This is a genomic window from uncultured Clostridium sp. (genome assembly GCF_934754925.1).
In the GTDB taxonomy this organism is placed as follows: Bacteria; Bacillota; Clostridia; order Clostridiales; family Clostridiaceae; genus Clostridium.
Genome location: NZ_CAKVJA010000001.1, coordinates 247,661 through 274,087, shown reverse-complemented (window position 1 = coordinate 274,087; position 26,427 = coordinate 247,661). Strand labels below are relative to the sequence as shown.

General features: G+C 27.2%; 24 protein-coding genes, 1 pseudogene and 1 riboswitch. Of the genes and pseudogenes, 22 read left to right on the top strand and 3 right to left on the bottom strand.

Going from position 1 to position 26,427, the window contains the following annotated elements:
- The first annotated feature begins 83 nt into the window (after positions 1–83).
- From Q0G30_RS01290 to Q0G30_RS01230, 13 genes and pseudogenes are all read left to right on the top strand, one after another.
- Positions 84–932 (top strand): NAD(P)-dependent oxidoreductase, encoded by an 849-nt coding sequence (locus tag Q0G30_RS01290; RefSeq protein ID WP_294385483.1) that lies wholly within the window; start codon positions 84–86, stop codon positions 930–932.
- Positions 933–1,060: 128 nt separating this feature from the next.
- Positions 1,061–1,678, top strand: coding sequence for a flavodoxin family protein (locus tag Q0G30_RS01285; RefSeq protein ID WP_294385478.1), 618 nt, complete (start codon positions 1,061–1,063; stop codon positions 1,676–1,678).
- 189 nt (positions 1,679–1,867) lie between these two features.
- Complete coding sequence (locus Q0G30_RS01280; protein WP_294385540.1) at positions 1,868–2,248, top strand: DUF4440 domain-containing protein; 381 nt, start codon at positions 1,868–1,870, stop codon at positions 2,246–2,248.
- A gap of 97 nt (positions 2,249–2,345) precedes the next feature.
- Positions 2,346–3,236: an NUDIX domain-containing protein gene (locus tag Q0G30_RS01275; protein ID WP_294385475.1), complete on the top strand. Its 891-nt coding sequence runs from the start codon at positions 2,346–2,348 to the stop codon at positions 3,234–3,236.
- Positions 3,237–3,409: 173 nt separating this feature from the next.
- Positions 3,410–4,654, top strand: a pseudogene (locus Q0G30_RS01270) (adenylosuccinate synthetase).
- 135 nt (positions 4,655–4,789) lie between these two features.
- A riboswitch (FMN riboswitch) is annotated at positions 4,790–4,904 on the top strand.
- A gap of 276 nt (positions 4,905–5,180) precedes the next feature.
- A complete protein-coding gene (gene ribD / locus Q0G30_RS01265) occupies positions 5,181–6,263 on the top strand; it encodes a bifunctional diaminohydroxyphosphoribosylaminopyrimidine deaminase/5-amino-6-(5-phosphoribosylamino)uracil reductase RibD (RefSeq protein ID WP_294385472.1) in 1,083 nt (360 codons plus the stop codon).
- 11 nt (positions 6,264–6,274) lie between these two features.
- Positions 6,275–6,931, top strand: a complete 657-nt coding sequence (locus Q0G30_RS01260; RefSeq protein ID WP_294385467.1) for a riboflavin synthase — start codon at positions 6,275–6,277, stop codon at positions 6,929–6,931.
- A 20-nt stretch (positions 6,932–6,951) separates the two neighbouring features.
- Positions 6,952–8,154, top strand: a complete 1,203-nt coding sequence (locus tag Q0G30_RS01255) for a bifunctional 3,4-dihydroxy-2-butanone-4-phosphate synthase/GTP cyclohydrolase II (protein ID WP_294385463.1) — start codon at positions 6,952–6,954, stop codon at positions 8,152–8,154.
- Between the two features lie 143 nt (positions 8,155–8,297).
- Complete coding sequence (gene ribE, locus Q0G30_RS01250; RefSeq protein WP_294385459.1) at positions 8,298–8,759, top strand: 6,7-dimethyl-8-ribityllumazine synthase; 462 nt, start codon at positions 8,298–8,300, stop codon at positions 8,757–8,759.
- Positions 8,760–8,762: 3 nt separating this feature from the next.
- Entirely contained in the window at positions 8,763–9,410 is a 648-nt protein-coding gene (locus Q0G30_RS01245) for an HAD family hydrolase (protein WP_294385457.1), read from the top strand.
- Positions 9,411–9,586: 176 nt separating this feature from the next.
- Positions 9,587–10,795 (top strand): hypothetical protein, encoded by a 1,209-nt coding sequence (locus Q0G30_RS01240; protein WP_294385455.1) that lies wholly within the window; start codon positions 9,587–9,589, stop codon positions 10,793–10,795.
- Position 10,796: 1 nt separating this feature from the next.
- Positions 10,797–11,486: a response regulator transcription factor gene (locus Q0G30_RS01235; protein ID WP_294385454.1), complete on the top strand. Its 690-nt coding sequence runs from the start codon at positions 10,797–10,799 to the stop codon at positions 11,484–11,486.
- The gene (locus Q0G30_RS01230) at positions 11,487–12,971 is read left to right on the top strand and encodes a HAMP domain-containing sensor histidine kinase (RefSeq protein WP_294385452.1); all 1,485 of its coding nucleotides are present in this window, start codon (positions 11,487–11,489) and stop codon (positions 12,969–12,971) included.
- A gap of 70 nt (positions 12,972–13,041) precedes the next feature.
- Here the strand turns inward: Q0G30_RS01230 and Q0G30_RS01225 are convergent, their stop codons facing one another.
- Positions 13,042–13,602: a biotin transporter BioY gene (locus Q0G30_RS01225; RefSeq protein ID WP_294385449.1), complete on the bottom strand. Its 561-nt coding sequence runs from the start codon at positions 13,600–13,602 to the stop codon at positions 13,042–13,044.
- Positions 13,603–14,580, bottom strand: coding sequence for a biotin--[acetyl-CoA-carboxylase] ligase (locus tag Q0G30_RS01220; protein WP_294385446.1), 978 nt, complete (start codon positions 14,578–14,580; stop codon positions 13,603–13,605). It lies immediately after the preceding gene.
- Positions 14,581–14,833: 253 nt separating this feature from the next.
- Between Q0G30_RS01220 and Q0G30_RS01215 the strand changes: the two genes are divergently transcribed.
- The 6 genes from Q0G30_RS01215 to Q0G30_RS01190 all read left to right on the top strand — a co-directional run bounded on the left by Q0G30_RS01215 (position 14,834) and on the right by Q0G30_RS01190 (position 23,149).
- Entirely contained in the window at positions 14,834–15,244 is a 411-nt protein-coding gene (locus tag Q0G30_RS01215; protein WP_294385442.1) for a C-GCAxxG-C-C family protein, read from the top strand.
- A gap of 221 nt (positions 15,245–15,465) precedes the next feature.
- The gene (locus Q0G30_RS01210) at positions 15,466–15,666 is read left to right on the top strand and encodes a hypothetical protein (RefSeq protein WP_294385437.1); all 201 of its coding nucleotides are present in this window, start codon (positions 15,466–15,468) and stop codon (positions 15,664–15,666) included.
- A 194-nt stretch (positions 15,667–15,860) separates the two neighbouring features.
- Entirely contained in the window at positions 15,861–18,128 is a 2,268-nt protein-coding gene (locus tag Q0G30_RS01205; RefSeq protein ID WP_294385434.1) for a glycoside hydrolase family 3 C-terminal domain-containing protein, read from the top strand.
- Positions 18,129–18,398: 270 nt separating this feature from the next.
- A complete protein-coding gene (locus tag Q0G30_RS01200; protein WP_195468871.1) occupies positions 18,399–18,716 on the top strand; it encodes a nucleotide pyrophosphohydrolase in 318 nt (105 codons plus the stop codon).
- Positions 18,717–18,805: 89 nt separating this feature from the next.
- Positions 18,806–22,465, top strand: a complete 3,660-nt coding sequence (metH, locus tag Q0G30_RS01195) for a methionine synthase (RefSeq protein WP_294385431.1) — start codon at positions 18,806–18,808, stop codon at positions 22,463–22,465.
- A gap of 24 nt (positions 22,466–22,489) precedes the next feature.
- The gene (locus Q0G30_RS01190) at positions 22,490–23,149 is read left to right on the top strand and encodes an HD domain-containing protein (protein ID WP_294385428.1); all 660 of its coding nucleotides are present in this window, start codon (positions 22,490–22,492) and stop codon (positions 23,147–23,149) included.
- 34 nt (positions 23,150–23,183) lie between these two features.
- On the opposite strand, the gene Q0G30_RS01185 is transcribed toward Q0G30_RS01190, so the two are convergent.
- Positions 23,184–23,363, bottom strand: a complete 180-nt coding sequence (locus Q0G30_RS01185; protein ID WP_294385426.1) for a hypothetical protein — start codon at positions 23,361–23,363, stop codon at positions 23,184–23,186.
- Between the two features lie 275 nt (positions 23,364–23,638).
- Between Q0G30_RS01185 and Q0G30_RS01180 the strand changes: the two genes are divergently transcribed.
- From Q0G30_RS01180 to hydG, 3 genes are read left to right on the top strand one after another with little or no spacing between them, the layout of a single operon-like run.
- Complete coding sequence (locus Q0G30_RS01180) at positions 23,639–23,887, top strand: TM1266 family iron-only hydrogenase system putative regulator (RefSeq protein WP_294385424.1); 249 nt, start codon at positions 23,639–23,641, stop codon at positions 23,885–23,887.
- A gap of 8 nt (positions 23,888–23,895) precedes the next feature.
- Positions 23,896–25,026, top strand: a complete 1,131-nt coding sequence (hydE, locus tag Q0G30_RS01175) for a [FeFe] hydrogenase H-cluster radical SAM maturase HydE (RefSeq protein ID WP_294385422.1) — start codon at positions 23,896–23,898, stop codon at positions 25,024–25,026.
- A gap of 20 nt (positions 25,027–25,046) precedes the next feature.
- Positions 25,047–26,423 (top strand): [FeFe] hydrogenase H-cluster radical SAM maturase HydG, encoded by a 1,377-nt coding sequence (hydG, locus tag Q0G30_RS01170; protein ID WP_294385420.1) that lies wholly within the window; start codon positions 25,047–25,049, stop codon positions 26,421–26,423.
- Positions 26,424–26,427: the final 4 nt, after the last annotated feature.

The window sequence follows — 26,427 nt, the reverse complement described above, 5'->3', positions numbered from 1 at the left end:
AATGGAAAATAATAAATAAAAATGATAAAATTATTATAATGGTGTAAAATAATTTATATTTAATGAAAGATTTGGAGGTAAAAATGAATATAGCTTGGATTGGAACAGGAGTCATGGGAAGTGCTATGGCTAAAAATTTAGCAAAGAATGGGCATAATGTTTCTGTTTTTAGCAGAACAATTTCAAAATGTGAACCATTAAAGGAATTTGGAATAGCGGTTAAAGAGAGTATTAAAGAATGTGTAGAAAATGCAGATGCAATATTTACTATTGTAGGTTATCCAAAGGATGTTGAAGAGGTTTATTTAGGGAATGAAGGAATCTTTCAATATGCAAAAGAAGGAGCTTACTTAGTTGATATGACTACTTCATCGCCGATTCTTGCTAAAAGATTATATGAATTAGGTAATAAATTTCATGTTTTAGATGCACCTGTATCAGGAGGGGATATAGGTGCACAAAATGCTACATTATCAATTATGGTAGGTGGAAATAAAGAGGATTTTGAATATATGTATAGTATATTTGAATGTATGGGTAAAAATATAATTTATTTAGGTGAAGCAGGTAGTGGACAAAACTGTAAGGCATGTAATCAAGTTGCTATAGCAGGTACAGTAGCTGCAGTAGCGGAATCAATTACTTATGCTAAAAAATCTGGTTTAGATCCTAAAATTGTTTTAGATGCTATATCAAAAGGAGCTGCTGGAAGTTGGCAACTTCAAAACAATGGCTATAAGATGATTGAAAAAGATTATGCACCTGGATTCTTTAATAAGCATTTTATAAAGGATATGAAAATAGCTAAGGAAGTTATGGAAGAAAAGGGTGAAGATTTACCTATTCTTAATAAGGTATTAGAAATGTATGAGGAATTAGAGAAAAATGGCTTTGGAGATTATGGTACTCAAAGTATAATAGAAAAGTATTAAGAGTTAAACTGATGGGGTTTAGATAAGTTTAAAACTTTGATAATTAATATAACTAATAATTTAATGGTTATAAATTAAATAAAGTTTTTATATAATTTTTATAGAAAATTGTTATAGGAGAGTTTTGAATGAAGGTAATATTACTTAATGGAAGTCCGAAATCGAAAGGATGCACATATACAGCATTAAAAATAATTGAAAATGAGTTGATTAATGAGGGAATAGAAGTTAAATTCTATGAGGTTGGAAATAAGCCAGTAATAGGATGTATTGGATGCAATGCATGTAGAAAGCTTGGCAAATGTGTCCATGATGATTTAGTTAATGAAGTAAGTAAAGAGATGGAGAGTGCGGATGGTTTTATTGTAGGTTCTCCTGTTCATTATGCTGCAGCAAGTGGAGCGGCAACTTCATTTTTAGATAGGCTTTTTTATTCAACAGATAAGAATTACTTAAGACATATGTTTGGAGCAAGTATTGTTTCATGTCGTAGAGGAGGAGCTAGTGCTGCCTTTGATCAATTAAATAAATACTTTACAATAAATGAAATGCCTATAGTATCATCTGTTTATTGGAATCAAATACATGGAAATACTCCAGAAGAGGTTGTACAAGATTTAGAAGGTGTTAGAACAATGAAGGTATTAGCAAGAAATATGGCCTATTTAATTAAGTGTAAAGAAGCAGCTAAAAATGTTCCACTTCCTGAATTAGTTCCAGTTGAAAGAACAAATTTTATTAGATAAATATTTAATTTTATCTCAAGGTGTAATTTAGTATTTAGATTATACTTTGAGATAATTTTTTTGAAAATTATTTACAAATAATAGAATTACAGTTAATATAAAGGATAATATCATGATCATACTAACTTTAGCTAAGTAGTGAACAAATTATGTTATTCAAAATTTAAATTTGAATATGGGGTGATAATGATGTATTCAATTAGAGAACACATATTACAATTAGAAAGTGATTTATTAAAATCAGAAGTAAGAAAATCGGCACAAAGGATAAGTAATATATTAGCAGATTGTTTTATTGAGTTTTGTAGTAATGGAAATATATATCATTATAAAAATGGTGATGTATTTCAAGAGCAAGATGATAACAAAGAATTGTTTTGGCAAATTATAGATTTTAAAATAAAGGAATTATCAGATGATTGTATTTTAGCAATGTATAAAGTGATAAAACACAATGAACCGAATGAAAATAAAAAATATTCTCTTCGTAGTACAATATGGAAATATATTGATGGGAAATGGAAAATGTTTTTTCATCAAGGAACATATACATCTAAATTTGATATATAAATAACTTGTTAAATACTAAAAAGTCAACAACAATAAAGATTGGAGGATTTGGTGAGAGTTTGTCACTTGTCATATACTCTTTCACTAAAAATAAATTATGAAAGTTAATATAAAAGATAAAGATGGATTAACAGAAGAAGAGTTTATTAAAGCATATAATCCAGCAAGGTATGAAAGACCTAGTGTTACTAATGATATTATTATTTTTACAACAGAAGATAAAGAAGAAGAGAATATACGTAAAGTTCCTAGAAAAGGAATGCAAGTATTATTGATAAAAAGAAAAGAACATCCTTTTATTGAAAAATGGGCTATTCCAGGTGGATTTGTGAGAATGAATGAAAGTCTACAAGAAGGAGCAGAAAGAGAATTAAAAGAGGAAACAGGAATAGATAAAGTCTATTTTGAGCAACTTTATACTTTTGGTGAAATTAATAGGGACCCAAGAACTAGAGTTATAAGTGTTGGTAATGTTGCACTAATTTCAAAGAATAGTGTAAAACCAATTGCTGGTGATGATGCCAAGGAAGTTCAATGGTTTTGGATAAATAAAAAACTAATTAGTACTGAAAACTTTACCACTGATATTAAAAAGAGATATTTATTAAGTCTTGCTTCAGAAGATGATAAAATAAAAATAAATTATGAAGTAACTGAAATATTAGAGAAAAATATTTTTAGGCAAAAGAAAGTAAGCTATAAATTTCTAAATAGTAGCAATGATGAATTAGCCTTTGATCACTATAAAATATTAGACTATGCAATTGATAGGATAAGAAATAAGATTCAGTATACTCCAATAGCAGTTAATTTATTACCTAGGCTTTTTACTGTAAAAGAACTTCAATATGTTTATGAAGCTATAATGGGAAAAGAGTTATTGAACTTTAGAAGAAAAATTGGAAATATGATAGTTGAAACTGATGAAAAGCTTGAAGGAAAGCCCTATCGCCCAGCACAAGTTTATAAGTTTAATGAAAACTGGTAGAACTTATAGTAGAAACATTACAAAGATTTAATGGAAGAGAGTTTTTATATAGAAATAATGAACCAAGAAACTATTATGAAAATTATACTAGCCATGATTTTAAGGCATAAAGAAAAAGGAAAATAGGATTTTTGAGATTTTAGTATAAAAATAATTTATGGAGGTATGGATTAATGAAAGAGGTAAAGGTAATAATAGGTGCAAACTTTGGAGATGAGGGAAAAGGATTAATGACAGATTATTTTTGTAATAAATGTGATAATCCAATTGTAGTTAGATTTAATTCAGGGGCTCAAGCTGGGCATACAGTAGTGACTCCAGATGGAAATAGACATGTTTTTGGTCATTTTGGAAGTGGAACCTTTAATAATACACCAACATTTTTAAGTAAATACTTTGTAGTTAATCCATTATCTTTTTTAAAGGAATTGAATGAGTTAATGAAGATAGGATTAAATCCTCAAATATATGTAGATGATGAATGTTTAATAACTACCCCTTATGATATGATTATAAATCAAATTGTTGAGATTTTTAGAGGTAAAAATAATCATGGTAGTTGTGGTTTGGGGTTTAATGAAACATTAGTTAGAAACTCAAAAGATAGGTTTAAGTTAAAAGTTAAAGATATATTAGATATAAATCTTAATAAAACTAAAGTTTATGAGATATTAATGGATATTAAAAATCATTATGTTAATAAAAGGTTAAAGGAACTTGGAGTAAATAACATTGACAATGAATTTAAGAGCATACTTGAAAATAATAACTTGATATTTAATTTTATTGAAGATATATAGGATTTTATAAAAGATATCAAAATAACATCATTTAAAGAAATAAATAGGAAATTCACAACGTTAATATTTGAAGGCGCTCAAGGTTTAATGCTCCATGAAAACTATAAGTACTTCCCTCATGTAACTCACTCAAAAACAGGTATAGAAAATGTAATTGAACTTTTGAATGAAGTTTATAGTGAATTTTCAAATGAAGCAAAAAATAAAGTTAATATTGAAGTTATTTATGTAACTAGAAGTTATTTAACAAGACATGGGGCAGGTCCACTACCAGGAGAATTAAACTGTGCGCCATATAATAAAATAGTTGATTTAACTAATATACCAAATAGATTTCAAGGTTGTTTAAGGTTTGCTTTATTAGATTTAGACTTATTAAATGAAAATATATATAATGATTTTAATAAAGTAATAAATAGCGGTTATAATATAAGAAAATCTTTAGCAATAACCTGTTTAGATCAAATTGATAATTTTGCAAAATATATTTTTGATAATAGTCTTAAAGAAAGTAACTTAAATACTTTTATTAATAATGTAATAAATAAAATTAAACCATATAGATATTATTTAAGTAAAGGAGCATCCAGAGCTACTATAGAAATGGTTGAGAATTAAATTTTATATTTAATAGTAGCATATACTATTAGAAAAATGTGTTGATAATAATATATAATTTTATAACAAAAATATAGTTTCCAAAAAAAGTATTGACATAAAATAGTATTTATAATAACATTTAATTATAATTTAATAAATCTTCAGGGCAGGGTGAAATTCCCTACCGGCGGTAAAGCCCGCGAGCGATTTTAGCAGATTCGGTGAAATTCCGAGGCCGACAGTAAAGTCTGGATGGAAGAAGATAAATGTAAATATAGTATTTTTAACTACTATATTAGTTTTGTGTATTTATGCTCTGAAATATTTTATATTTCAGAGCTTTTATTTTCACAAAATTTATATGATTATTTTTATAAATTTTATTTTTATAGTTATATTTATTAAATATTTTTTATTAAGTTTAATTGTAAATAAAATGATAATATAAGAATGATTGTAAAATATTAAGCCCTGAGTAAAAAGCTCAGGGCTTTTTTTGAATGATTTATTAAATTCAAATTAATTTCATTGTGAGGTGATAAATTTGGATGAAAAATTTATGGAGTTAGCCATTAAATTGGCAAAGAAAGGTGAAGGAAAAGTAAATCCAAATCCAATGGTTGGAGCTGTAATTGTAAAGGATGGAATTGTAATCGGAGAAGGCTATCACGAAAGATATGGAGAAGGACATGCTGAAGTAAATGCATTTAAAAGCTTAAAGGAAGATCCAAGTGGATCTACTATGTATATAACTTTAGAACCGTGCTCTCATTATGGTAAAACGCCACCATGTGCAGATAAAATAATTGAAAATAATATAAAGCGAGTGGTTATTGGAATGATAGATCCTAATCCATTAGTTTCAGGAAATGGAGTAGATAAATTAAAAAAGGCTGGTATAGAAGTAAAGGTTGGTGTATTAGAAGATAAATGTAAAAAACTTAATGAAGTATTTATAAAATATATATTAACTAAAAAGCCTTTTGTGGTATTAAAAACTGCTATGTCTCTTGATGGGAAAATGGCAACAAGAACTGGTGAATCTAAATGGATTAGTTCTGAAAAATCAAGATTACAAGTTCATAATTTAAGAAATAAGCTTTCTGGAATTATGGTAGGAGTAAATACTGTAATTAAGGATAACCCAGAATTAACTTGTAGAATAGAAAATGGAAGTAATCCAATAAGAATTATTGTTGATAGCACATTAAGAATACCTATGAATTCTAAAGTATTACAAAATAAAGATAATAAAACAATAATAGCAACTACTAAAAGAGCAAATATAAAAAATATGCAAGAGTTATTAAAAAAGAATATTAATGTGCTAATTATAGACGAAAAAAATGGACAGGTTGATTTAAGTGCTCTTATTAAAAAACTTGGGGAATTAAATATAGATAGTATTTTATTAGAAGGAGGGTCAACACTTAATTATTCTGCTTTAGAAGAAAGTATAGTTGATAAAGTAATGATTTATATATCTCCTAAAATTATAGGAGGAGAATCCTCTAAAACACCAGTAGGTGGAATAGGAATAGATAAATTAAATGATGCCTTTAAATTGAAAGATATTACTACCAATATTGTAGATGAAGATATTTTAGTTGAAGGATATATATGTTAGGTGGTGATTATATGTTTACAGGTATAATTGAAGAATTAGGTGTTATACAGGAAATAAAAAAAAGTAGCAAATCTTCAAAATTATTAATTAAAGCAAATAAGGTTTTAGAAAATACAAATGTAGGAGATAGTATTTGTACTAATGGGGTATGCCTTACTGTGACAGATTTAAAAGCAAATAGTTTTGAAGCTGATGTTATGGCTGAAACATTAAGGAGAAGTAATTTAGGAAATTTAAATGTAGGAACTAAAGTTAACTTAGAAAGAGCATTAACATTACAAAGTAGATTAGGTGGTCATATTGTAAGTGGACATATAGATGGAACTGGTGAAATTATTTCATTAATAAAAGAAGATAATGCTACTTGGGTTACTATAAAAACTACAAATGATATTTTAAGATATGTAGTTTTAAAAGGTTCAATAACAATTGATGGTATAAGTTTAACAGTTGCATATGTAGATGAAAATGTATTTAAAGTTTCAATAATACCTCATACTGCACAAGAAACTACATTGTTAAATAAAGCTATTGGTGAAACTGTTAATCTTGAATGTGATGTGATTTCAAAATATGTTGAAAAGCTTATGAGATTAGAAACAAAGGAAGAAAACAAAAAGAATACATCATTAACAGAAGATTTTCTAAGGGAAAATGGATTTTTTTAATATGAAAGGAGTAAGGGTTTATGTATAAATTTAATAGTGTTGAAGAAGCAATAAAAGATATAAAAGATGGAAAAATTGTTATTGTTGTTGATAATCCTAATAGAGAAAATGAAGGAGATTTATTAATGGCAGCAGATAAGGTTACTGGGGAAGCTATTAATTTTATGGCTAAATATGGACGTGGACTTATCTGTATGCCTATGGAAAAAAAAAGATTAAATGAATTAAAAATAGGTAAAATGGTAGAAAAGAATACTGATAATCATGAAACTGCTTTTACAGTATCAATCGATCATGTGGATACAACTACAGGTATATCAGCATTTGAAAGAGCATTAACTATTCAAAAAGTACTTGATAATAATTGTAAGGCAGAAGATTTCAGAAGACCAGGGCATGTATTCCCATTAATAGCTAAAGAAGGTGGTGTATTAAAAAGATGTGGCCATACAGAAGCATCTGTTGATTTAGCTAAACTTGCTGGGTTAAGGCCTGCTGGAGTTATATGTGAAATAATGAATGATGATGGTACAATGGCAAGAACTCCAGAATTAATGGAATTTGCAAAGGTTCATAACTTAAAAATAATAACTATTGAAGATCTAGTTGCGTATAGAAGAGAAAAGGAAAAGAAAGAAGCAAGGGTTGAAAGAGTTGTTGAAATTAAAATGCCAACTAGATATGGTGATTTTAAAATGTATGGATTTATAAATAAATTAAATGGAGAACATCATGTGGCATTAGTTAAAGGTCATATAAATAATAATTCTGAAGTTTTAACTAGAATTCATTCAGAATGCTTAACAGGAGATGCATTGGGATCTAAAAGATGTGATTGTGGAGAACAATATGATGCAGCTATGAAGAGAATTGCTGAAGAAGGCTGCGGAATTTTACTTTATATGAGGCAAGAAGGAAGAGGAATAGGACTTATAAATAAATTAAAGGCTTATTCACTTCAAGATAAAGGATTTGACACTGTAGAAGCAAATGAAATGTTAGGTTTTCCCGCAGATATGAGAAGTTACGATGTTGCAGCTGCAATTTTAAAGGATTTAGGTGTTTCTAAAGTTAATTTAATGACTAATAATCCAAGAAAGATAGATGGATTAGAAAGGTATGGCATAGAAATTGTAAATAGAGTTCCAATTAAAATGAATCACAACGAAAAAAATGAGTTTTACTTACAAACTAAAAAAGAAAAACTTGGGCATATGCTTTAAAGTTATTAGAGTTTTATAGTAAAACCAATGAACAAGTATAGTTTATATTACTTTTAGAAAAATAAGGATTCAAGTTAAAAATGTAGGACAAGTTATAAATTAAAAATTATATAAAATGAATGAAAATTTAGGAGGAAGAAAAAATGAGAATAATAGAAGGAAATTTAGTAGCGGAAGGACTTAAGGTTGGAATAGTAGTAGGAAGATTTAATGAATTTATAGTATCAAAATTATTAGGTGGAGCTTTAGATGGGTTAAAGAGACATGGTGTAGAGGAAAATAATATAGATGTTGCATGGGTTCCAGGAGCATTTGAAATACCACTTGTAGCAAAGAAAATGGCTAAAAATGATGAGTATGATGTAGTAATTTGCTTAGGTGCAGTTATAAAGGGATCAACACCTCATTTTGATTATGTTTGTGCAGAAGCGTCAAAAGGAATTGCAAGTGTATCACTTCAAACTGAAAAGCCAGTAATATTTGGAGTATTAACTACAGATAGCATAGAACAAGCTATAGAAAGAGCTGGTACTAAATCAGGTAATAAGGGATACGATGCAGCGGTTACGGCTATTGAAATGGTTAACCTTTTAAAGAACTTTTAGTCTATGAAATACATTATTTTTGATTATGATGGCACTCTGCATAATAGTATAAAAATATATAAACCTGCTTTTATGAAAGCTTATGATTATTTAGTTGCCAATGGTTATGCAAAGAAAAGAGAGTTTGAAGAAGAAGAAATAAGTAAATTTCTTGGTTTAAGTCCAAAGGATATGTGGAATACATTTATGCCTAATCTGCCAAAGTGTGAAAAAGAGAAGTGTAGTTCAATTATAGGACAAGCTATGATTGAATATATAGATAAAGGAGAAGTTCAGTTATATGATTGTACTATTGAAACACTTAATAAATTAAATGAATATGGATATAAATTAATATTTTTAAGTAATTGTAAGTCTAGTTATATGAATAAACATATAGAAAAATTTAATTTAAATAAGTATTTTATAGATTTTTATTGTAGTGAAGATTTTCACTTTATTCCTAAGTATGAAATTTTTAAGTTTATTAAGGAAAATTACCAAGGAGATTTTATTGTTGTTGGTGATAGATTTGTTGATATAGAATTAGCAAAAAAGCATAATTTATTTTCTATTGGTTGTAGTTATGGCTATGGAAATGATGATGAGCTTAAAGAGGCTGATTATATTATAGAGAATATTAAGGATATTATCCATATATTAGGGATATAGCTTTTATTAGCTATGTCTCTTTTTTCAATGATACTAATTTAAGGTAAATTTAAGGTTTATATAATAGTAGATTAATTATAGTATATTATCTTATTATTAAGATTAACAATACCAATTGATAAATATTAAAGAAATTTAATTAAAAATACGGAATATTTAGGGGGATAATAATAAAAATGATAAAGTATAAGAAGAAAATTATAATTGGGACAAGTCTTGTTATTATTGTAGGGATGGGAATAGCTTATGCTAATAGTACTCCTGGAAAAGAATTTATAAAATATAAAATAAATAAAATTTATTATTCACAATTTGAAGATAAAGAATATAAAAATAACTTTAAAGAAACATTATATAAAAACTACAAAATACTTCATAATGAAGAAGTTGAAATAGCTTTACCTTTATTATTTTCATATTTAGATAAAATTGAAGTAAAATCAAATGAAATTTTAGGATATATTCCTAAAGAAGAACTTACAATTCAGTTAGATTTTGATAAAGAAATATTTCAAGAAAGATTGAGCATAGGAGATACACAAAGACATGGGGCTGGGTATTATAATAAAACATTAAATACAATTTATATGAATGTTGAAGATGTTTTTAGAGAAATTATTAATAACTTACCAAAAATAAGAGAAAATGATGATTCATTTGTAATACAGTCAATGAGTTTTAAAGAAAAATTATTTAACTTATATTATAATTATTTACTTGATAACTTTTTTAAAGATAATAACTTAAATAAACAATATTTTCCTATATGGTTTATAAATGGACTTAATGAATATTATTGTTCTATTGTGGAACCAATTTATGAAGCATCAATTTTTTTACCATTGAAGGAATTAGATAATAGTAATGTATGGATTGAAGCTAGTAAAAGTGAAGAAAATTCAAAACTATTTGCTCAAAGCACTTATTTAATTCATAAAATAATTCAGTTTAATGGCGAAAAATCAATTGGTGATATATTTGAGAAATGCAAGATAAATACATTTGAAGAAAGCTTTAATGAAGTTATGGGAATATCTTTAGATGAGTTTGAAAGTGAAGTAAGTAAAAGTTATAACATATATGATAGTGAATATTATGCAATTAATACTAATGATATAAATGATTATATAGACATTAAAATTCAATGTTTAGAAGAATATATTAAAAATAATGAAAATGATATGAGAGCATATGAGTTTTTGTGTACTCTTTATGAAACAAATAGTGGATTTGAAAAAACTATAGAATTTTTAAAAGATAGTATTGAAAAGCATCCAACACAATCTATTTTATGGAGAAGATTAGCTATAGTGTATGAAAATAATAATATGCTAGATTTAGCAAGTGAATGTTATGCTAAGGAAAAATTATTGGAGGATAAATAATATGAAAATTTTAATTGCTGAAGATGAAGACGATATAAGAAGGTTATTAGCTTTAAATATGAAGAAAGAAGGTTATGAGGTAATTGAATGTAAAGATGGAATAGAAGCTTTAGAAGCTTTTAAAAATCAAGAAGTTCATTTAGCATTATTAGATATAATGATGCCTAATATAGATGGTATAACTGTAATGGAAGAAATAAGAAAAACTTCTGTGATTCCAATAATTTTTATAACAGCTATGTCAACTGATAGTGATAAGGTTTTAGCATTAGGATTAGGTGCTGATGATTACATAGTTAAACCAATTAATACCATTGAGTTAACAGCGAGAGTAGCATCTCAATTAAGACGTTGTTATCAATATGTAAATAATAAAGAGGAATATACTAAAATAGTATTAGGAGAGTTAACTTTAAATAAGGAAAATTATGAAGTATATAAAAATAATATTAAAATTGATTTAAATCCTAAGGAGTTTAAGATATTAGATTTATTAATGAGTAATTCTGGTAGAGTTTATACCAAGAAACAAATTTATGAGAAGGTATGGGAAGAAAGTTATTTTGGAGATGATAATACACTTCTTGTACATTTGAGTCACTTAAGAGAAAAAATAGAGGATAATCCAAAGAGTCCTAAGTATTTAAAGACTATAAGAGGAATTGGGTATAAATTTGAAAAGGTGAAATAAATGCGAAAAAGAAGATTTAAATCTGGAGTTGCAAAAGAGTTATTTAAAAATTACTTTATAGGATATATTGCTCTTATTTCAATAATGGTTATTATGTTTATAATTACCTTTATATTATATAGTACTTATTTATTTTTACCATCAACAATAAAGTATAAACTTATTAATTACAGTTTAGCAAATGATTATGAAATGATAAGTGAAAAAGACTTAGAGGATATAAATGGATTTTTAATAGTAATAGATGAAAATAATAATATAGAGTTTAAGAGAGGAGATTTAATAAAGGAATTTGAAGAAATAACTTTAGACGATTATATTAAGATATTAAATTTTGAAGTATACTCTGAAAGGGAATCAAGTTCAGCTATAAAAATATTAGAGAGTATGCTGACTATGAGTGATTCAGAAAGCACCATAATAGCTACTGATGATGAAATAGAATATTCAATTTCATATAAATTTATAAAAGAACAAAATAAATTAGTAGTATTTGGTGTTCCATATGAGAATATAAATAAACATAATAATTATAATTCACTAACTGGGAATAAAAGTGAAATAATATTATTAATAGTTATCAATATTATACTACTGCTAATTATTATATATGTTTTTGCAAAGTGGACAGCAAGAAAGTTTATTAATCCAATAAATACTTTAAATGAAGGAATGAAGAAAATAACTGAAGGTAATTATGGCAATCAAGTTTATATAAAAAAAGATAATGAATTTAAAGAATTAGCTAATGGATTTAACTTAATGAGTGAAGCACTAAAAATAGAAAAAGAAGAAAATCAAAGGCTTCAACAAGAAAGAAATAAGTTAATACTACATATTTCTCATGATTTAAAAAATCCATTATCAGCTGTATTAGGTTATAGTGATATATTAAATAATTATGATAAATTAACAGAAGAAGAAAAACAAGAGTATTTAACTATAATTAACATAAATTCAAGGAGAGCAACTAAAATAATAACTGATTTATTTGAATTTTCTTTATTAGACAGTATGGATTATAAATTAAACATAAAAAATGTAGATGTAAATGAAGTTTTAAGAGAAATTGTTGCTTATTATATTCCAGAACTAGAGGCAAAAGATTTTAATTATGATTTTAATATATCTGAAGAAGAATATTGGGTTAATATTGATGAAGTTAAATTTACAAGAGCAATAAGTAATTTAATAGATAATGCTATAAAATATAATGAAAAAAATACAACTTTATCTGTTATATCACGAAAATTTAATGATGTAATTGAAATAAGAATTTTTGATGATGGAAGAGGTATTAATGAAGAAATAAGAGATAAAATCTTTGAGGCTTTTGTAAGAGAAGATAAAGCTAGAAGCTCGTCAACAGGGGGAACTGGTTTAGGACTTGCTATTACTAAAGCTATTATAGAAAAGCATAATGGAAGTATAAAATTGATTGATAATACAAAAGGAACAGAATATAGAATAATACTTAATATTTAAAAAGGCTATATCAGATTAAATTTTATCAACTTAATCTGATATAGCTCCTTTTTTGAAAAAATTTATTAAATTAACTAATTAATATCTGTCCTTTAATTACGGGAATAGTTCTTTTAGCAATAATTGAGCCAACTATACACGATACTACATCTCCAGGAATAAATACTAAACAACAATATATTAGTACTTTAATTGCAGTAATTGATGTGTTTAAATAGAAATTTACGATAAAATAGTAATATATCATTCCTATAATATAAACTATTGCTAAGCCAGCTAAGCTTGCTATTATTAATTTTTTTAGTGATGGATTTTTGGTTTTGTGAGCAATACTCCCAGTAACATATACACCCATTAAAAATCCTATAAGATATCCAAAGGTAGGTTGAAAAATATAGCTTGGTCCTCCACCATTTGTAAAAATAGGAAGCCCAACTAAGCCTAAAAGTATATATATTCCTACAGATACTACTCCAAGTCTAGGTCCAAGTAATAATCCAGCTAATGTACTAAATAAGACTTGTAATGTGAATGGTACCATTGGAACTGGAATTTTAATAAAAGCTCCAACTGCAATTAATGCAGCAAATAGAGAACATAAAATAAGTGATTTTGTATTTAGTTTTCTCATCTAACTTAACCTCCTAATACTGACTTCACCTGAATTTAATATTTTTATAGAACCATCATCATGTTTTATTACTAAAGAACCATCATTATTTATATCGATAGCTTTACCTTTAGAATAAATTCCACCACTTATATACATTATTTCTTGATTTAAAATGATACTTCTTTTTTTATATTCTGAAATAAAGTCATAGTCTTTAATTTTGGGAATAATACTTAAAATATTGTTTAGTATCTCTGCACAAAGCATATTTCTATTTATACCATTACTATTTCCTTTATAAAGAGATCCTGCAATTTCTTTAAGGTTATCTGGAAAATCATCCTTAGGATTATTAAAATTAATTCCTATTCCTAAAATTAAGTAGTCGATAGTTCCACTTTCAAAGTTAGTAGAAGCTTCTGTTAAGATACCACCTATCTTTTTATTATTTATATAAATATCATTTATCCATTTAATTTGACATTCTATGCCCGTAACTTTATGTATTGCATCACATATAGCTACAGATGAAGATGTTGTAATTAATACAGAATCCATTGCTGTTAGTGTTGGACGTAATATAATGCTCATATAAATACCTGTATTAGCTGGAGAGTAAAATGATCTGCCCATTCTACCTTTACCTTGTGTTTGTTCTTCTGAAATAACAACAGTTCCATGCTTAGCTCCAGATAAAGCTAATTTTTTTGCAACTTCATTAGTAGAGGAAGTTGTTTTATAAATATATATATCTACATTTGAAAAATCTTTATTTAAATATAGGGAAATACCTTCTTTAGATATAATATCTGTATTATCTTCTAGAGAATAGCCCTTGTTTGTAACAGCATTAATAGTATATCCATCATCTCTTAGTAAATTTATAGCTTTCCAAATCGAAGTTCTTGATAGATTCAGAGTTTTGGCAATTTCAGCACCTGAAACAGTTCTTCCTTTGTTTTCTTCTAACACTTTTAAAACTTTACTTTTTAACATAATAATTTACCTCCTAGGAAAATTATATTGATAGCAAAATATTTTGTCAATCAAAGTATTAAAATTGGTTGACAATAAAATAAATATTGAAGAAAAAGAAAAGGTTATATTATTAATTTAAATGAAAATGGGAAAATAATAAGGCTGTTTTATTAAGGGAGTATTATGTTATACAAAAGTATTAATGTGACAATTACACCAAAAATATATATAATATTAAATGAAGTTATTATGAAGAAAGGGATGATCCAAAATGGGAGAAAGAAAAGATAAAGCAATAGAGCTGCATAGCAATAGATATACATGCTCTCAAGCCGTAGCTTGTGCTTTTTGTGATTTAGTTAATGTGGATGAGGATACCATGAAGGATATGGTTAGAAAATATAGTGGTGGTGCATACAAAGTATGTGGTGCTGTAATGGGAGCATATGTTATAGTTAATTATTTAAATGACAATGTAAATCTAGAAAATCCAGCAGAACCAATTAAGGAAGATATAGAGCTGTTAAATGAAATAGAAAGAAGATTTAAAGAAAAAAATACATCAGTTTTATGTAAAGAATTAAAAGGAATTACTACAGGTACAGTTTTACGTTCTTGTAGAGGATGTGTAGAAGATGCAGCTGAAATACTAGAAGAAATAGTAAAGAAAAAGATGAATTGATGTTGTTAAATAAAGCTTATAAATTAAGGTAAGGTTGATTAATAAATTATACTAAAATTTAAGTAACTATATATGCAAAAATAAATATAATAACTGTGTGTCAATATTTAATGTTAATAATTAGTTATATAAAATAAGAAATTTATGGAACTTTTTATGTGCTTTATAAATCTAATAGGTATAAATTAAATTTTAGTTATGTAGTATGGGGTGTAAAAGAAGTGTTGAAGAAATTAATTTTATCAGAAAAGGATTATGAATATTTAACAAAAGGATTGTCAAGTGGGGTAGTTTTAGGAATAATAGTTGGAGCTTTAGTAGAAGATATTTTGTTTTTCTTTGCACTTGGAGGCATTTTAGGAATTATAGGAGCGGGTATATTTTCATTTTATAGAAAATTTAAAGTAGATCATAAAATTTAATATTAATATTTTTTCATAAGAATTAAAAGGTTGTATCTAATAATTATTTATTATTAGTATAATCTTTTTTTATTTTATAATAAACCTTATAAAAGTTAACAATGAAGCTACTAAAGTGAATATATTATTAATAATAATGAGAGTTAATTTAAAAGTAAGTATAACATTGAATAAATATACTGGAGGAATATAAAATGGATGTTAAAAAGCTTATATCAGAAATGACTTTGGTGGAAAAGGCAAGTCTTTGTTCGGGAAATGATTTTTGGCATACGAAACCTATTGAAAGATTGAAAATTCCTAACATTATGTTAAGTGATGGCCCTCATGGAATTAGAAAACAAGAATTATCAGGAGATAATTTAGGTATTTATAATAGTATAAAAGCAGTATGCTTTCCAACTGCATGCGCAACTGCATCATCTTTTGATTGCGAGTTAATGTACGAGTTAGGAGAAATATTAGCTATTGAATGTCAAAGTGAAAATATAGGCGTTATATTAGGTCCTGCTATAAATATTAAGAGATCTCCTTTATGTGGAAGAAATTTCGAGTATATTTCTGAAGATCCATATTTATCTTCACAAATGGCAAGTAGTTATATAAAAGGTATTCAAAGCAAAAATATTGGCACATGTCCTAAGCATTTTATTGCAAATAACCAAGAAACTAGGCGTATGACGTCTAGTTCTGAAATTGATGAAAGAACCCTTAGAGAAATATATTTGGCTTCATTTGAAAAGGCAGTAATTGATGCAAAACCTTGGACAGTTATGTGTTCATATAATAAGGTTAATGGTATACAAATTTCAGAAAGTAAGAGATTTTTAAATGATATATTAAGAGATGAATGGAATTTTGATGGATGTGTTGTTAGTGATTGGGGAGCAGTTAAAGATAGAGTAAAGGGGCTAGAGGCTGGTTTAGATTTAGAGATGCCATCATCTAATGGATTAAGGGATGAGTTAATAGTAAAGGCTGTTAAAGAAGGAAAGTTAGACATAAATACTCTTAATAAAGCCGTAGAAAGAATTTTGAATTTGATTTATAAACTTGAAGAAAATAAAAATACCAACACATTATATGATAAGGAGCTACATCATAAAATAGCTAGAAAAATAGAAAGTGAATCTATTATTTTATTAAAGAATGATAATATATTACCCTTAGATAGTGAATCTAAAACAGCATTTATCGGTTTATTTGCAGAAAATCCACGTTATCAAGGTGGAGGAAGTTCACATATAAATTCTTTTAAAGTAGAAAGTGCTTTAGACGCTGTCAAATCTAAACAAGAGATATTTTATGCTAAAGGATATAATATAGATGATGATATTATAGATGATAAATTAATTAATGAAGCAGTTAAATTAGCTAGTAATGTAGATACTGCTGTGATTTTTGCCGGATTACCAGATAGTTTTGAATCAGAGGGATATGATAGAAAACATATGAGATTACCAGAATGCCAAAATACTTTAATAGAATCAGTAAGTAAGGTTCAGCCTAATACCATAGTTATACTTCATAATGGATCACCAGTTGAAATGCCTTGGATAAATAATGTTAAAGGTATAATAGAAGTATATTTAGGCGGTGAGGCTGTAGGAGGTGCAACTATTGATGTATTATATGGTGATGTAAATCCAAGTGGAAAGCTAGCCGAAACATTCCCTATTAAATTAGAAGATAATCCTTCTTATATATTTTATGGTGGTGAAAAGGATAAGGTTGAATACAGGGAGGGAATTTTCGTAGGATATCGTTATTATGATAAAAAGAATGCTGAAGTATTATTTCCATTTGGATATGGTTTAAGCTATACAACTTTTGAATATTCTAATTTGAGATTAGATAAAAAGTCTATGAAAGATACAGAAACTTTAAAGGTATGTGTAGATATAAGTAATATAGGCAAAGTTTTTGGTAAAGAAGTAGTTCAACTTTATATTGAAGATTTAGAAAGTACAGTTATTAAGCCTATTAGGGAATTAAAAGGATTTACCAAAGTAGCTTTAAATCCAGGCGAAACTAAAACTGTAAAATTTGAGTTATCTAAAGGTGATTTTTCTTATTATAATACTGAAATTAATGATTGGTATGTAGAAAGTGGAGAATTCAATATTGCAATTGGTAAATCATCAAGGGATATAGTTTGTAGAGAAAAGATATTTATTGAGTCAACTGTAAGTATACCTGTTATCTATGATGAAAATAGTACAATAGGTGATATTTTATCAAACCCTGAATCAGTTATCAAATTAAAGGCTTTATTTGATAAATATGCTTCAAAAAATGAATTTACAAGTATAAGTAAGGAGTACGCTTCATTAGAATCATTATCTCAAGAACTAATAGAAGAAACTATTAACTCTATTCCTTTAAGGCAATTAATTGTTTTTTTAGGTGGTGTATTTACTTACGATGATCTTAACGAAGTTATAAAATTGTTAAATGAATAAAATATAAATCTGAAATGATTTAGTTATCTATAAGATAATTGATACAAAGAATATACGTCAAAAAAGGTTATTGATTTGTTATATAAAATTGTTGATAACAACAATTTTATATAACAAATATTTATGCTGTATAGAAGATAAGTTATTAATATGATTTTAAAATAATCAGTATGAACTTTATATAAAATAATCTATACTAATATAAACTTAATTATTTTTATAATTTAGAGTAAAATATATAAAAAGTATAATAGTAAAGGAGTAAATATAATGGAAAATACAATAAATAGAATAAGAAAATTTAGAAAGGATAGAGAATGGGATCAATTTCATTCACCTTCTAATTTAGCAAAAGCAATTTCTATAGAAGCTGCAGAGTTATTAGAAGAATTTTTATGGGATAATGAAAATTATAATAAACAGAATGTTGAAGAAGAATTAGCTGATGTTATGGTCTATTGTCTACAGATGGCAGATGCTTTAAATGTTGATATAAATGATATTATTAATAAAAAAATGGATAAAAATGAAAAGAAATATCCAGTAGAAAAGTCTAGGGGAAACAGTAAAAAATATAATGAATTATAATTTTAAAGTTTTGTAATTATATGTATTGTAAATAAAATTAAAAAAATGTATAATTATTCTAAAACTTATAAGTAAAGGCAGGAAAGTAAATGAATAGGGGCGATTTAATTGATATTTTAAAAAATAAAATAGTAGTTCTAGATGGAGCTATGGGAACTAGTATACAAAACTTTAAGTTAACTGAAGAAGATTATAGAGGTGAGTTACTTAGGGATTTTAATAAAGAGCAAAAAGGTAATAACGATTTATTATCTATAACAAAGCCGGAAGTTATAAAAGAAATACATAGAAGTTTTTTAGAAGCTGGCGCAGATATAATTGAAACAAATACATTTAATTCAAATAGTATTTCACAAGAAGATTATGGGTTATCTCATCTAGTTTATGTTTTAAATTATAAATCAGCAAAACTAGCAAGAGAAATTGCTGATGAATTTACTGCAAAGAATCCTAATAAACCAAGGTTTGTAGCAGGCTCTGTAGGACCTACTAATAAAACAGCATCTTTATCACCAGATGTAGAAAATCCCGGATATAGAAATATAACTTTTGATGACCTTGTAGAATCTTATAGCGAACAAATTTCTGCACTTATGGATGGTGGAATAGATTGCTTATTAATAGAAACTATTTTTGATACATTAAATGCTAGAGCAGCTATAGTTGCAGCAAATAATGTTTATAAAACAAAAGGAAAAAGTCTTCCTATAATGATTTCAGGTACTTTAACTGATAAATCTGGAAGAACTTTATCAGGGCAAAAATTAGATGCTTTTGCACAATCTATTAGAAATGAAAATGTTATTTCTATAGGATTAAATTGTTCTTTTGGTGGAGAAGATATAATACCATTTATAAAAGAATTGGCAAATACTCAAGATATGTTTATATCAGTTTATCCTAATGCAGGGTTACCTAATATTTTAGGTGAGTATGATGAATTACCTAATATAACTGCTGGATTTATAAGAGAATTAGCAGAAGAAAAAAAGGTCAATATAGTTGGTGGATGTTGTGGAACAACAGCAAGTCATATAAAAGCAATAGCTGATGCTGTAGAAGGATTACAACCTAGATCAATTCCTAAAATAAAAAGAGAAAGTATATATTGTGGACTTGAAGTAGTTATAAGTAATAAAGAAAATAACTTTATAAATATAGGGGAAAGAACCAATGTAGCTGGTTCAGCTAAATTTGCAAGACTTATTAGAGAAAAAAAATATGAAGAGGCTCTATCCATAGCAAAAGAGCAGGTTGAAAATGGAGCTCAAATAATAGATGTTAATTTTGATGATGGATTACTAGATAGTGCTAAGGAAATGGAGTATTTCTTAAGACTTTTGGCATCTGAACCTGATATATCTTCAAGACCTATAATGATAGACTCATCAAGATGGGAAGTTATTGAAGCAGGTCTTAAAAGTATTCAAGGGAAACCAATAGTAAACTCTATTTCTTTAAAAAATGGAGAAGAAGAATTCTTAAATCATGCTGAAGTTGTTAAAGAATTTGGAGCAGCAGTTGTAGTAATGGCATTTGATGAAGATGGACAAGCTGATACTTTTGAAAGAAAAAAAGCTATATGTTCTAGAGCATATGATTTATTAGTTAATAAATTAAAATTTCCACCAGAAGATATTATATTTGATCCAAATATTTTAGCAATTGCAACTGGAATAGAAGAACATGATAATTATGCTGTTGATTTTATAAATGCAACTAAATGGATAAAAGAAAATCTTCCATATGCTAAAGTTTCAGGAGGGGTTTCAAATTTATCATTCTCATTTAGAGGAAATAATATTATAAGAGAAGCTATGCATTCAGTATTCTTATATCATGCAATTGAAGCTGGGATGGATATGGGAATTGTAAATCCAGGAATGATACAAATATATGATGATATTCCAAAGGATTTATTAGAATTAGTTGAGGATGTAGTTTTAAATAGACGTAAGGATGTGGCAGAAAGACTATTAGATAAAGCGGAAGACTATAAAAATGGAACTACTACAGCTAAAAGTAATAAAAACCTATGGAGAGAAAATACCTTAGATGAAAGATTAAGCTATTCATTAGTTAAGGGGATAACTGAATATATTGAAGAAGATTTAAAAGAAGCTATTAGCAAGTATCCTAAAGCTCTTAATATTATAGAGGGCCCATTAATGAATGGTATGACTAGAGTTGGAGAGCTATTTGGAGATGGAAAAATGTTCCTACCTCAAGTTGTCAAATCAGCTAGAGTTATGAAAAAAGCTGTTTCTTTTTTACTTCCTTATATAGAAAAGGATAAGGAAGAGGGTGAAACATCTAAAGCAGGTAAAATTCTTTTAGCCACAGTTAAGGGAGATGTCCATGACATTGGTAAAAATATTGTTGGTGTAGTTCTTGCTTGTAATAACTTTGAAATAATAGATTTAGGAGTTATGGTTCCATGCGAAGATATAATAGAAACGGCTATTAAAGAAAATGTAGATATAATCGGGCTAAGTGGCCTTATCACACCTTCTTTAGATGAAATGTGTCATATAGCATCTGAAATGGAAAAAAGAAATATGAATATACCAATAATAATTGGCGGAGCTACAACATCAAAACCACATACAGCATTAAAAATAGCTCCTAATTATAGTGGTGCAACTGTATATGGATATGACGCTTCAAAAACAGTTGAAATATGTAAGAAACTTTTAGGTGAGAATAAAGAGGAATATATTAAATCTATTAAAGAAGAGTATGAAGAGTTAAGAAATAATTATAATAAATATGAAAAGAAAATGATATCACTAGAAGAAGCTAGGGAAAAGAGACTTAAAATAGATTGGAATAATAGAAAGATTTCTAAACCTAATTTTATTGGTATAAAGGAAGTCAATGATTATAAAGTATCTGATTTAGTACCATATATTGATTGGACATTTTTCTTTGTAGCATGGGAAATGAAGAAATTATATCCAGATATTCTAGAAGATTTAAATTATGGAGAAGAAGCTAAAAAGATATTTGATGATGCTAATAAAATGTTAGATTTTATAGAAAAAAATAATATTGTAAATATTAAAGGTATCTTTGGAATCTTTCAAGCAAATTCAAATGGAGATAATATTGAAATTTATAATAAAGATAGAAGTTTAGCTACAACTTTTAATTTGTTTAGAGAGCAAAGAGAAAAAAACAACGGTGAGTATTTATGTCTTTCTGATTTTATTGCACCAAAGGATTCACAAAAAGAAGATTATCTTGGGGGATTCATTGTAACGGCTGGTCTTGGCGCAGATGAATATGCTAAGAAGTTAGAAACAGAAGGTGATTCATATAATTTAATTATGTTAAAACTTGTATGTGACAGACTAGCTGAAGCATTTGCTGAAAAGTTACATGAAGATATAAGAAAAAATTATTGGGGGTATGCACCTAATGAAAACTTAAGTATGAAGGAAATATTTAAGGGTAGCTATAGGGGAATAAGACCAGCCTTTGGATATCCATCACTTATTGATCAAAGTCAAATGAAAAGATTATTTGATATTTTAGATGGTGAAAATGTAACAGGAGTAAAACTTACTGAAAGTTATATGATGGATCCTGTATCTTCAGTATGTGGATTATATTTTGCTTCAGAAGATTCTCGATATTTTAACTCTAATTTAATAGATAAAGATCAAGCTGAGGATTATGCAAGAAGATGTGGTTGGACTAAAGAAGAATTAGAAAATTATTTACCTAATATACTATCATATAAATAAAATATTATATGGAGGGATAAACAAATGAATAAAAAATTAATGATAGAAAAAACAAAAGAATTTGTGAAGGAAAAGCTTTATGGTGAGGGGAGTGGGCATGATTGGTTCCATATTGAAAGAGTATATAATCTATCTAGATATTTAGCAGAAAAGGAAAATGCAGATAGCTTTATTGTTGAAATGGCTGCCTTATTACATGATATAGATGATTGGAAGTTTTCAAGTAATAATGATAATAATCCTACTAATACAGAGGTATTTCTAAAAAAGATTCAAGTTAATGAGGAAGATTTAATTAAAATAATAAAAATTATTAACACTATTTCTTTTAAGGGTGGGGTAGTAGATTCAAGTCAGGAAACAATAGAAGGAAAAGTAGTTCAAGATGCAGATAGATTAGATGCTATTGGTGCCATAGGAATAGCTAGAACATTTGCTTATGGTGGAAATAAAAATAGAGTTATTTATGATCCTAATATTAAACCAATTAATTTTACCTCACTAGAAGAAGTAAAAAGTGAAAATAATCATACAATAAATCACTTCTATGAAAAATTATTAAAATTAAAAGATTTAATGAATACAAAATCAGCAAAAGAAATTGCTGAGAAAAGGCATAAATATATGGAAGAGTTTTTAAATGAATTTTATTCTGAATGGAATTTTAATTCAGATAATGCTTAATATAAAAACAGAGTTGAAGATTTCAACTCTGTTTTTATATTATATAATTAATTAAAATACAAGTAATTCCAGCAAATATTAATGAAACTGTATTAAGGCTCATTCTTATAGTACTTTTTAAATTAGATTTATTAGAATTCTCCATCTTTAAAACTTCTAAATTAGCATTAGTAGCATACTGGGTATTGTTTTGCCCTAATGGCTGTAATAACAATTATATTATATTTCCAAGAATGTATTTAATTGACAAATATTTCAAATGGGTATATGATTTAAATATGAATTTATTTACAAAAATAATATAATATTAAAAAGCGTGTTAATAGAATCTGATAGAAAAGTTAAGTCTGATCTAAAAGAGAGTGATTAATAAATTAAGTTAAAGTATATATAAATGCCTCTTTTCGTTTATATATATTATTTAGCTAGCTTTCTTTTTGATTAAGAAAGCTAGCTTTTTTTATAGTGAAAATTTGGAGGATGAGAATTATGAGAAAAATAGCTGTTATAAGTGCAATATTAGAAGAACCTAAAGAATGCCAAGAAAAATTTAATGGTGTAGTTTCAAATTTTAGAGGAAGTATAAAGGGGAGGATGGGAATACCTTTTGAAGAGGGAATTTCAGTTATAAGTATTACTGTGATTGGTACATTAGAAGAAATAAATAGTTTAACAGGTAAACTTGGTAATATTGATGGTGTAGTTGTAAAAACAGCTATTGCTAAAAGGGAGATTTAAATAAAAATATGCAAGTAAAAGATATAATAGACAAGCTATATAGTACAACTAATGCATCAAGAGAAGAACTTTTATTTCTTTTAGATAATTTATCTGAAGAAAATAAGGAGTATTTAATAGAAAAGGCTCATAGAGTTGCTGTAGAAAATTATAGTAAAAATGTTTATATAAGAGGTCTTATTGAGTTTACAAATTATTGTATAAGAGATTGTAAATATTGTGGAATAAGAAAATCTAACCATAAAGCTGATAGGTATAGGCTTAGTATAGATGAAATTCTAGAGTGTGCAGATATAGGAGATAAACTAGGATATAAGACATACGTATTACAAGGGGGTGAAGATTCATACTTTACGGATGAAAAAATGGTTGAAATTATAAAAAAGATAAAAGAAAAATATCCTGGCAATGCAATAACCTTATCTTTAGGTGAGCGTTCATATAAATCATATAAGATGATGTTTAATGCAGGTGCTGATAGATATTTATTAAGGCATGAAACTGCTAGTAAGGATTTGTATGAATCATTACATCCAAATGGAAGTTTTGAAAATAGAATACAGTGTCTTAAAAACTTAAAAGAAATAGGATATCAAGTAGGGGCTGGTTTTATGGTAGGCTTACCTAATCAAAGTAATAAAAACTTAATAGATGATTTAATATTCTTAAAAGAATTAAATCCACATATGTGTGGAATTGGTCCATTTATTCCACATAAGGATACGCCACTTGCTAATGAAAAAGGTGGAACTCTAGAGAAAACTATAACTATGCTAGCTTTAGTTAGATTAATGTTGCCTAAAATTTTATTACCAGCAACTACAGCTCTTGGAAGTGTTGATCCACTTGGTCGTGAAAAAGGTCTTAAAGCTGGTGCCAATGTTGTAATGCCAAATCTTTCACCAACTAATGTTAGAGAAAAGTATTCATTATATGATGGGAAAATATGTACTGGTGATGAAGCTGCAGAATGTAGGGTTTGTATTGAAAGAAGAATTAATGCTGCAGGATTTAACTTAGAGATTACACGTGGAGATAGCTTAGCATTAAGTAATACTGAAAAAGAAAATATAAATAGTAAATTAGTTGATAACAAAAATAATGGAGTTAAATTAGATAATATTGTTTTAATAAATTAATAAGGAAGTGTAGAAGATTTATGGATATCAATCATGAAGAGGTATATAAATTATTAGAGGAAGGAAAGAAGGCAACTAGAGAGGATATATTAAGCATTTTAGAAAAGGCAAGAGAAAAGAAGGGAATTTCTCATAAAGATATTGCAGCATTACTTCAATTAGAAGATAAAGAATTAGAAGAAGAAATGTTTAAAGTTGCTGGAGAAATAAAAAAATCTATTTATGGAAAAAGAGTAGTTTTATTTGCACCATTATATATAAGTGATTATTGTGTTAACAATTGTGTTTATTGTGGTTATAAAAAATGTAATAGCTTCAATAGAAGAAAGTTAACTCAAGGTGAAATAAAAGAAGAAGTTAAGATATTAGAAAAGATGGGACATAAGAGGCTAGCATTAGAACTTGGTGAAGATCCAGTAAATGCTCCAATAGAATATGTTTTAGAAAGTTTAGACACGATTTATAAAACTCAAAACGAAAATGGAAATATAAGAAGGGTTAATGTAAATATTGCAGCAACTACAGTTGAAAATTATAAAAAACTTAAAGAGGCAAATATAGGGACCTATATTTTATTTCAAGAAACATATCATAAACCAACTTATGATGTAATGCATCCTAATTCATTAAAATCTAGCTATGAATATCATTTAAATGCTTTTGATAGAGCAATGGAAGCTGGAATTGAAGATGTTGGTGGAGGAGTATTATTTGGCCTATCAGACCCCAAATTTGAAGTTTTATCATTAATGATGCACAATGAGCATCTTGAAAAAGAATTTGGAGTAGGTTTTCACACTATATCAGTTCCAAGACTTAGAGAAGCTGAAGGAGTTACTTTAGGAAATTTCCCTAATCTTTTAAGTGATGAAATGTTTAAAAAGGTAGTTGCTATAATTAGAATTGCAGTTCCTTTTACAGGAATAATTATGTCTACAAGAGAAGATGAAGAAATGAGAAGAGAAGCACTGAAATTTGGAGTAACTCAAGTAAGCTCTGGTTCTTCAACAGGTGTAGGCGGATATAAACAAAGAGAAGAAGGAAAGACCGTAGAACAGTTTAAAACATCAGATGAAAGAACGCCAATAGAAGTTTTAAACTGGTTATTGGATGAGGGATATATACCTAGCTATTGTACAGCATGTTACAGAAAAGGAAGAACAGGAGAGACCTTTATGGGCCTTGCAAAAACTGGAGAAATTCAAAAAATGTGTGAGCCAAATGCATTGATGACTTTAATGGAATATGCGTTGGATTATGGTGATGAAAGTACATGTAAAAAGGCAGAGAAATTAGTAATGAAAGAAGCTGAAAAAATAAATAATGAAGCTATAAGAAAATTCATTAATGATGGAATAATTAAATTAAAATCAGGGGAAAGAGATATTTATATTTAGGAGG

Bases quoted from the DNA above. Each gene is read 5' to 3' on its own strand.
- Q0G30_RS01280 (WP_294385540.1), top strand. From the start codon at position 1,868: ATGTATTCAATTAGAGAACACATATTACAATTAGAAAGTGATTTATTA.
- Q0G30_RS01240 (WP_294385455.1), top strand. From the start codon at position 9,587: ATGATAAAGTATAAGAAGAAAATTATAATTGGGACAAGTCTTGTTATT.
- Q0G30_RS01220 (WP_294385446.1), bottom strand. From the start codon at position 14,580: ATGTTAAAAAGTAAAGTTTTAAAAGTGTTAGAAGAAAACAAAGGAAGA.
- Q0G30_RS01260 (WP_294385467.1), top strand. From the start codon at position 6,275: ATGTTTACAGGTATAATTGAAGAATTAGGTGTTATACAGGAAATAAAA.
- hydE (WP_294385422.1), top strand. From the start codon at position 23,896: ATGCAAGTAAAAGATATAATAGACAAGCTATATAGTACAACTAATGCA.
- Q0G30_RS01205 (WP_294385434.1), top strand. From the start codon at position 15,861: ATGGATGTTAAAAAGCTTATATCAGAAATGACTTTGGTGGAAAAGGCA.
- Q0G30_RS01180 (WP_294385424.1), top strand. From the start codon at position 23,639: ATGAGAAAAATAGCTGTTATAAGTGCAATATTAGAAGAACCTAAAGAA.
- Q0G30_RS01275 (WP_294385475.1), top strand. From the start codon at position 2,346: ATGAAAGTTAATATAAAAGATAAAGATGGATTAACAGAAGAAGAGTTT.
- Q0G30_RS01290 (WP_294385483.1), top strand. From the start codon at position 84: ATGAATATAGCTTGGATTGGAACAGGAGTCATGGGAAGTGCTATGGCT.
- Q0G30_RS01255 (WP_294385463.1), top strand. From the start codon at position 6,952: ATGTATAAATTTAATAGTGTTGAAGAAGCAATAAAAGATATAAAAGAT.
- metH (WP_294385431.1), top strand. From the start codon at position 18,806: ATGAATAGGGGCGATTTAATTGATATTTTAAAAAATAAAATAGTAGTT.
- Q0G30_RS01235 (WP_294385454.1), top strand. From the start codon at position 10,797: ATGAAAATTTTAATTGCTGAAGATGAAGACGATATAAGAAGGTTATTA.
- Q0G30_RS01215 (WP_294385442.1), top strand. From the start codon at position 14,834: ATGGGAGAAAGAAAAGATAAAGCAATAGAGCTGCATAGCAATAGATAT.
- ribE (WP_294385459.1), top strand. From the start codon at position 8,298: ATGAGAATAATAGAAGGAAATTTAGTAGCGGAAGGACTTAAGGTTGGA.
- Q0G30_RS01190 (WP_294385428.1), top strand. From the start codon at position 22,490: ATGAATAAAAAATTAATGATAGAAAAAACAAAAGAATTTGTGAAGGAA.
- Q0G30_RS01230 (WP_294385452.1), top strand. From the start codon at position 11,487: ATGCGAAAAAGAAGATTTAAATCTGGAGTTGCAAAAGAGTTATTTAAA.
- Q0G30_RS01200 (WP_195468871.1), top strand. From the start codon at position 18,399: ATGGAAAATACAATAAATAGAATAAGAAAATTTAGAAAGGATAGAGAA.
- Q0G30_RS01245 (WP_294385457.1), top strand. From the start codon at position 8,763: ATGAAATACATTATTTTTGATTATGATGGCACTCTGCATAATAGTATA.
- Q0G30_RS01285 (WP_294385478.1), top strand. From the start codon at position 1,061: ATGAAGGTAATATTACTTAATGGAAGTCCGAAATCGAAAGGATGCACA.
- hydG (WP_294385420.1), top strand. From the start codon at position 25,047: ATGGATATCAATCATGAAGAGGTATATAAATTATTAGAGGAAGGAAAG.
- Q0G30_RS01225 (WP_294385449.1), bottom strand. From the start codon at position 13,602: ATGAGAAAACTAAATACAAAATCACTTATTTTATGTTCTCTATTTGCT.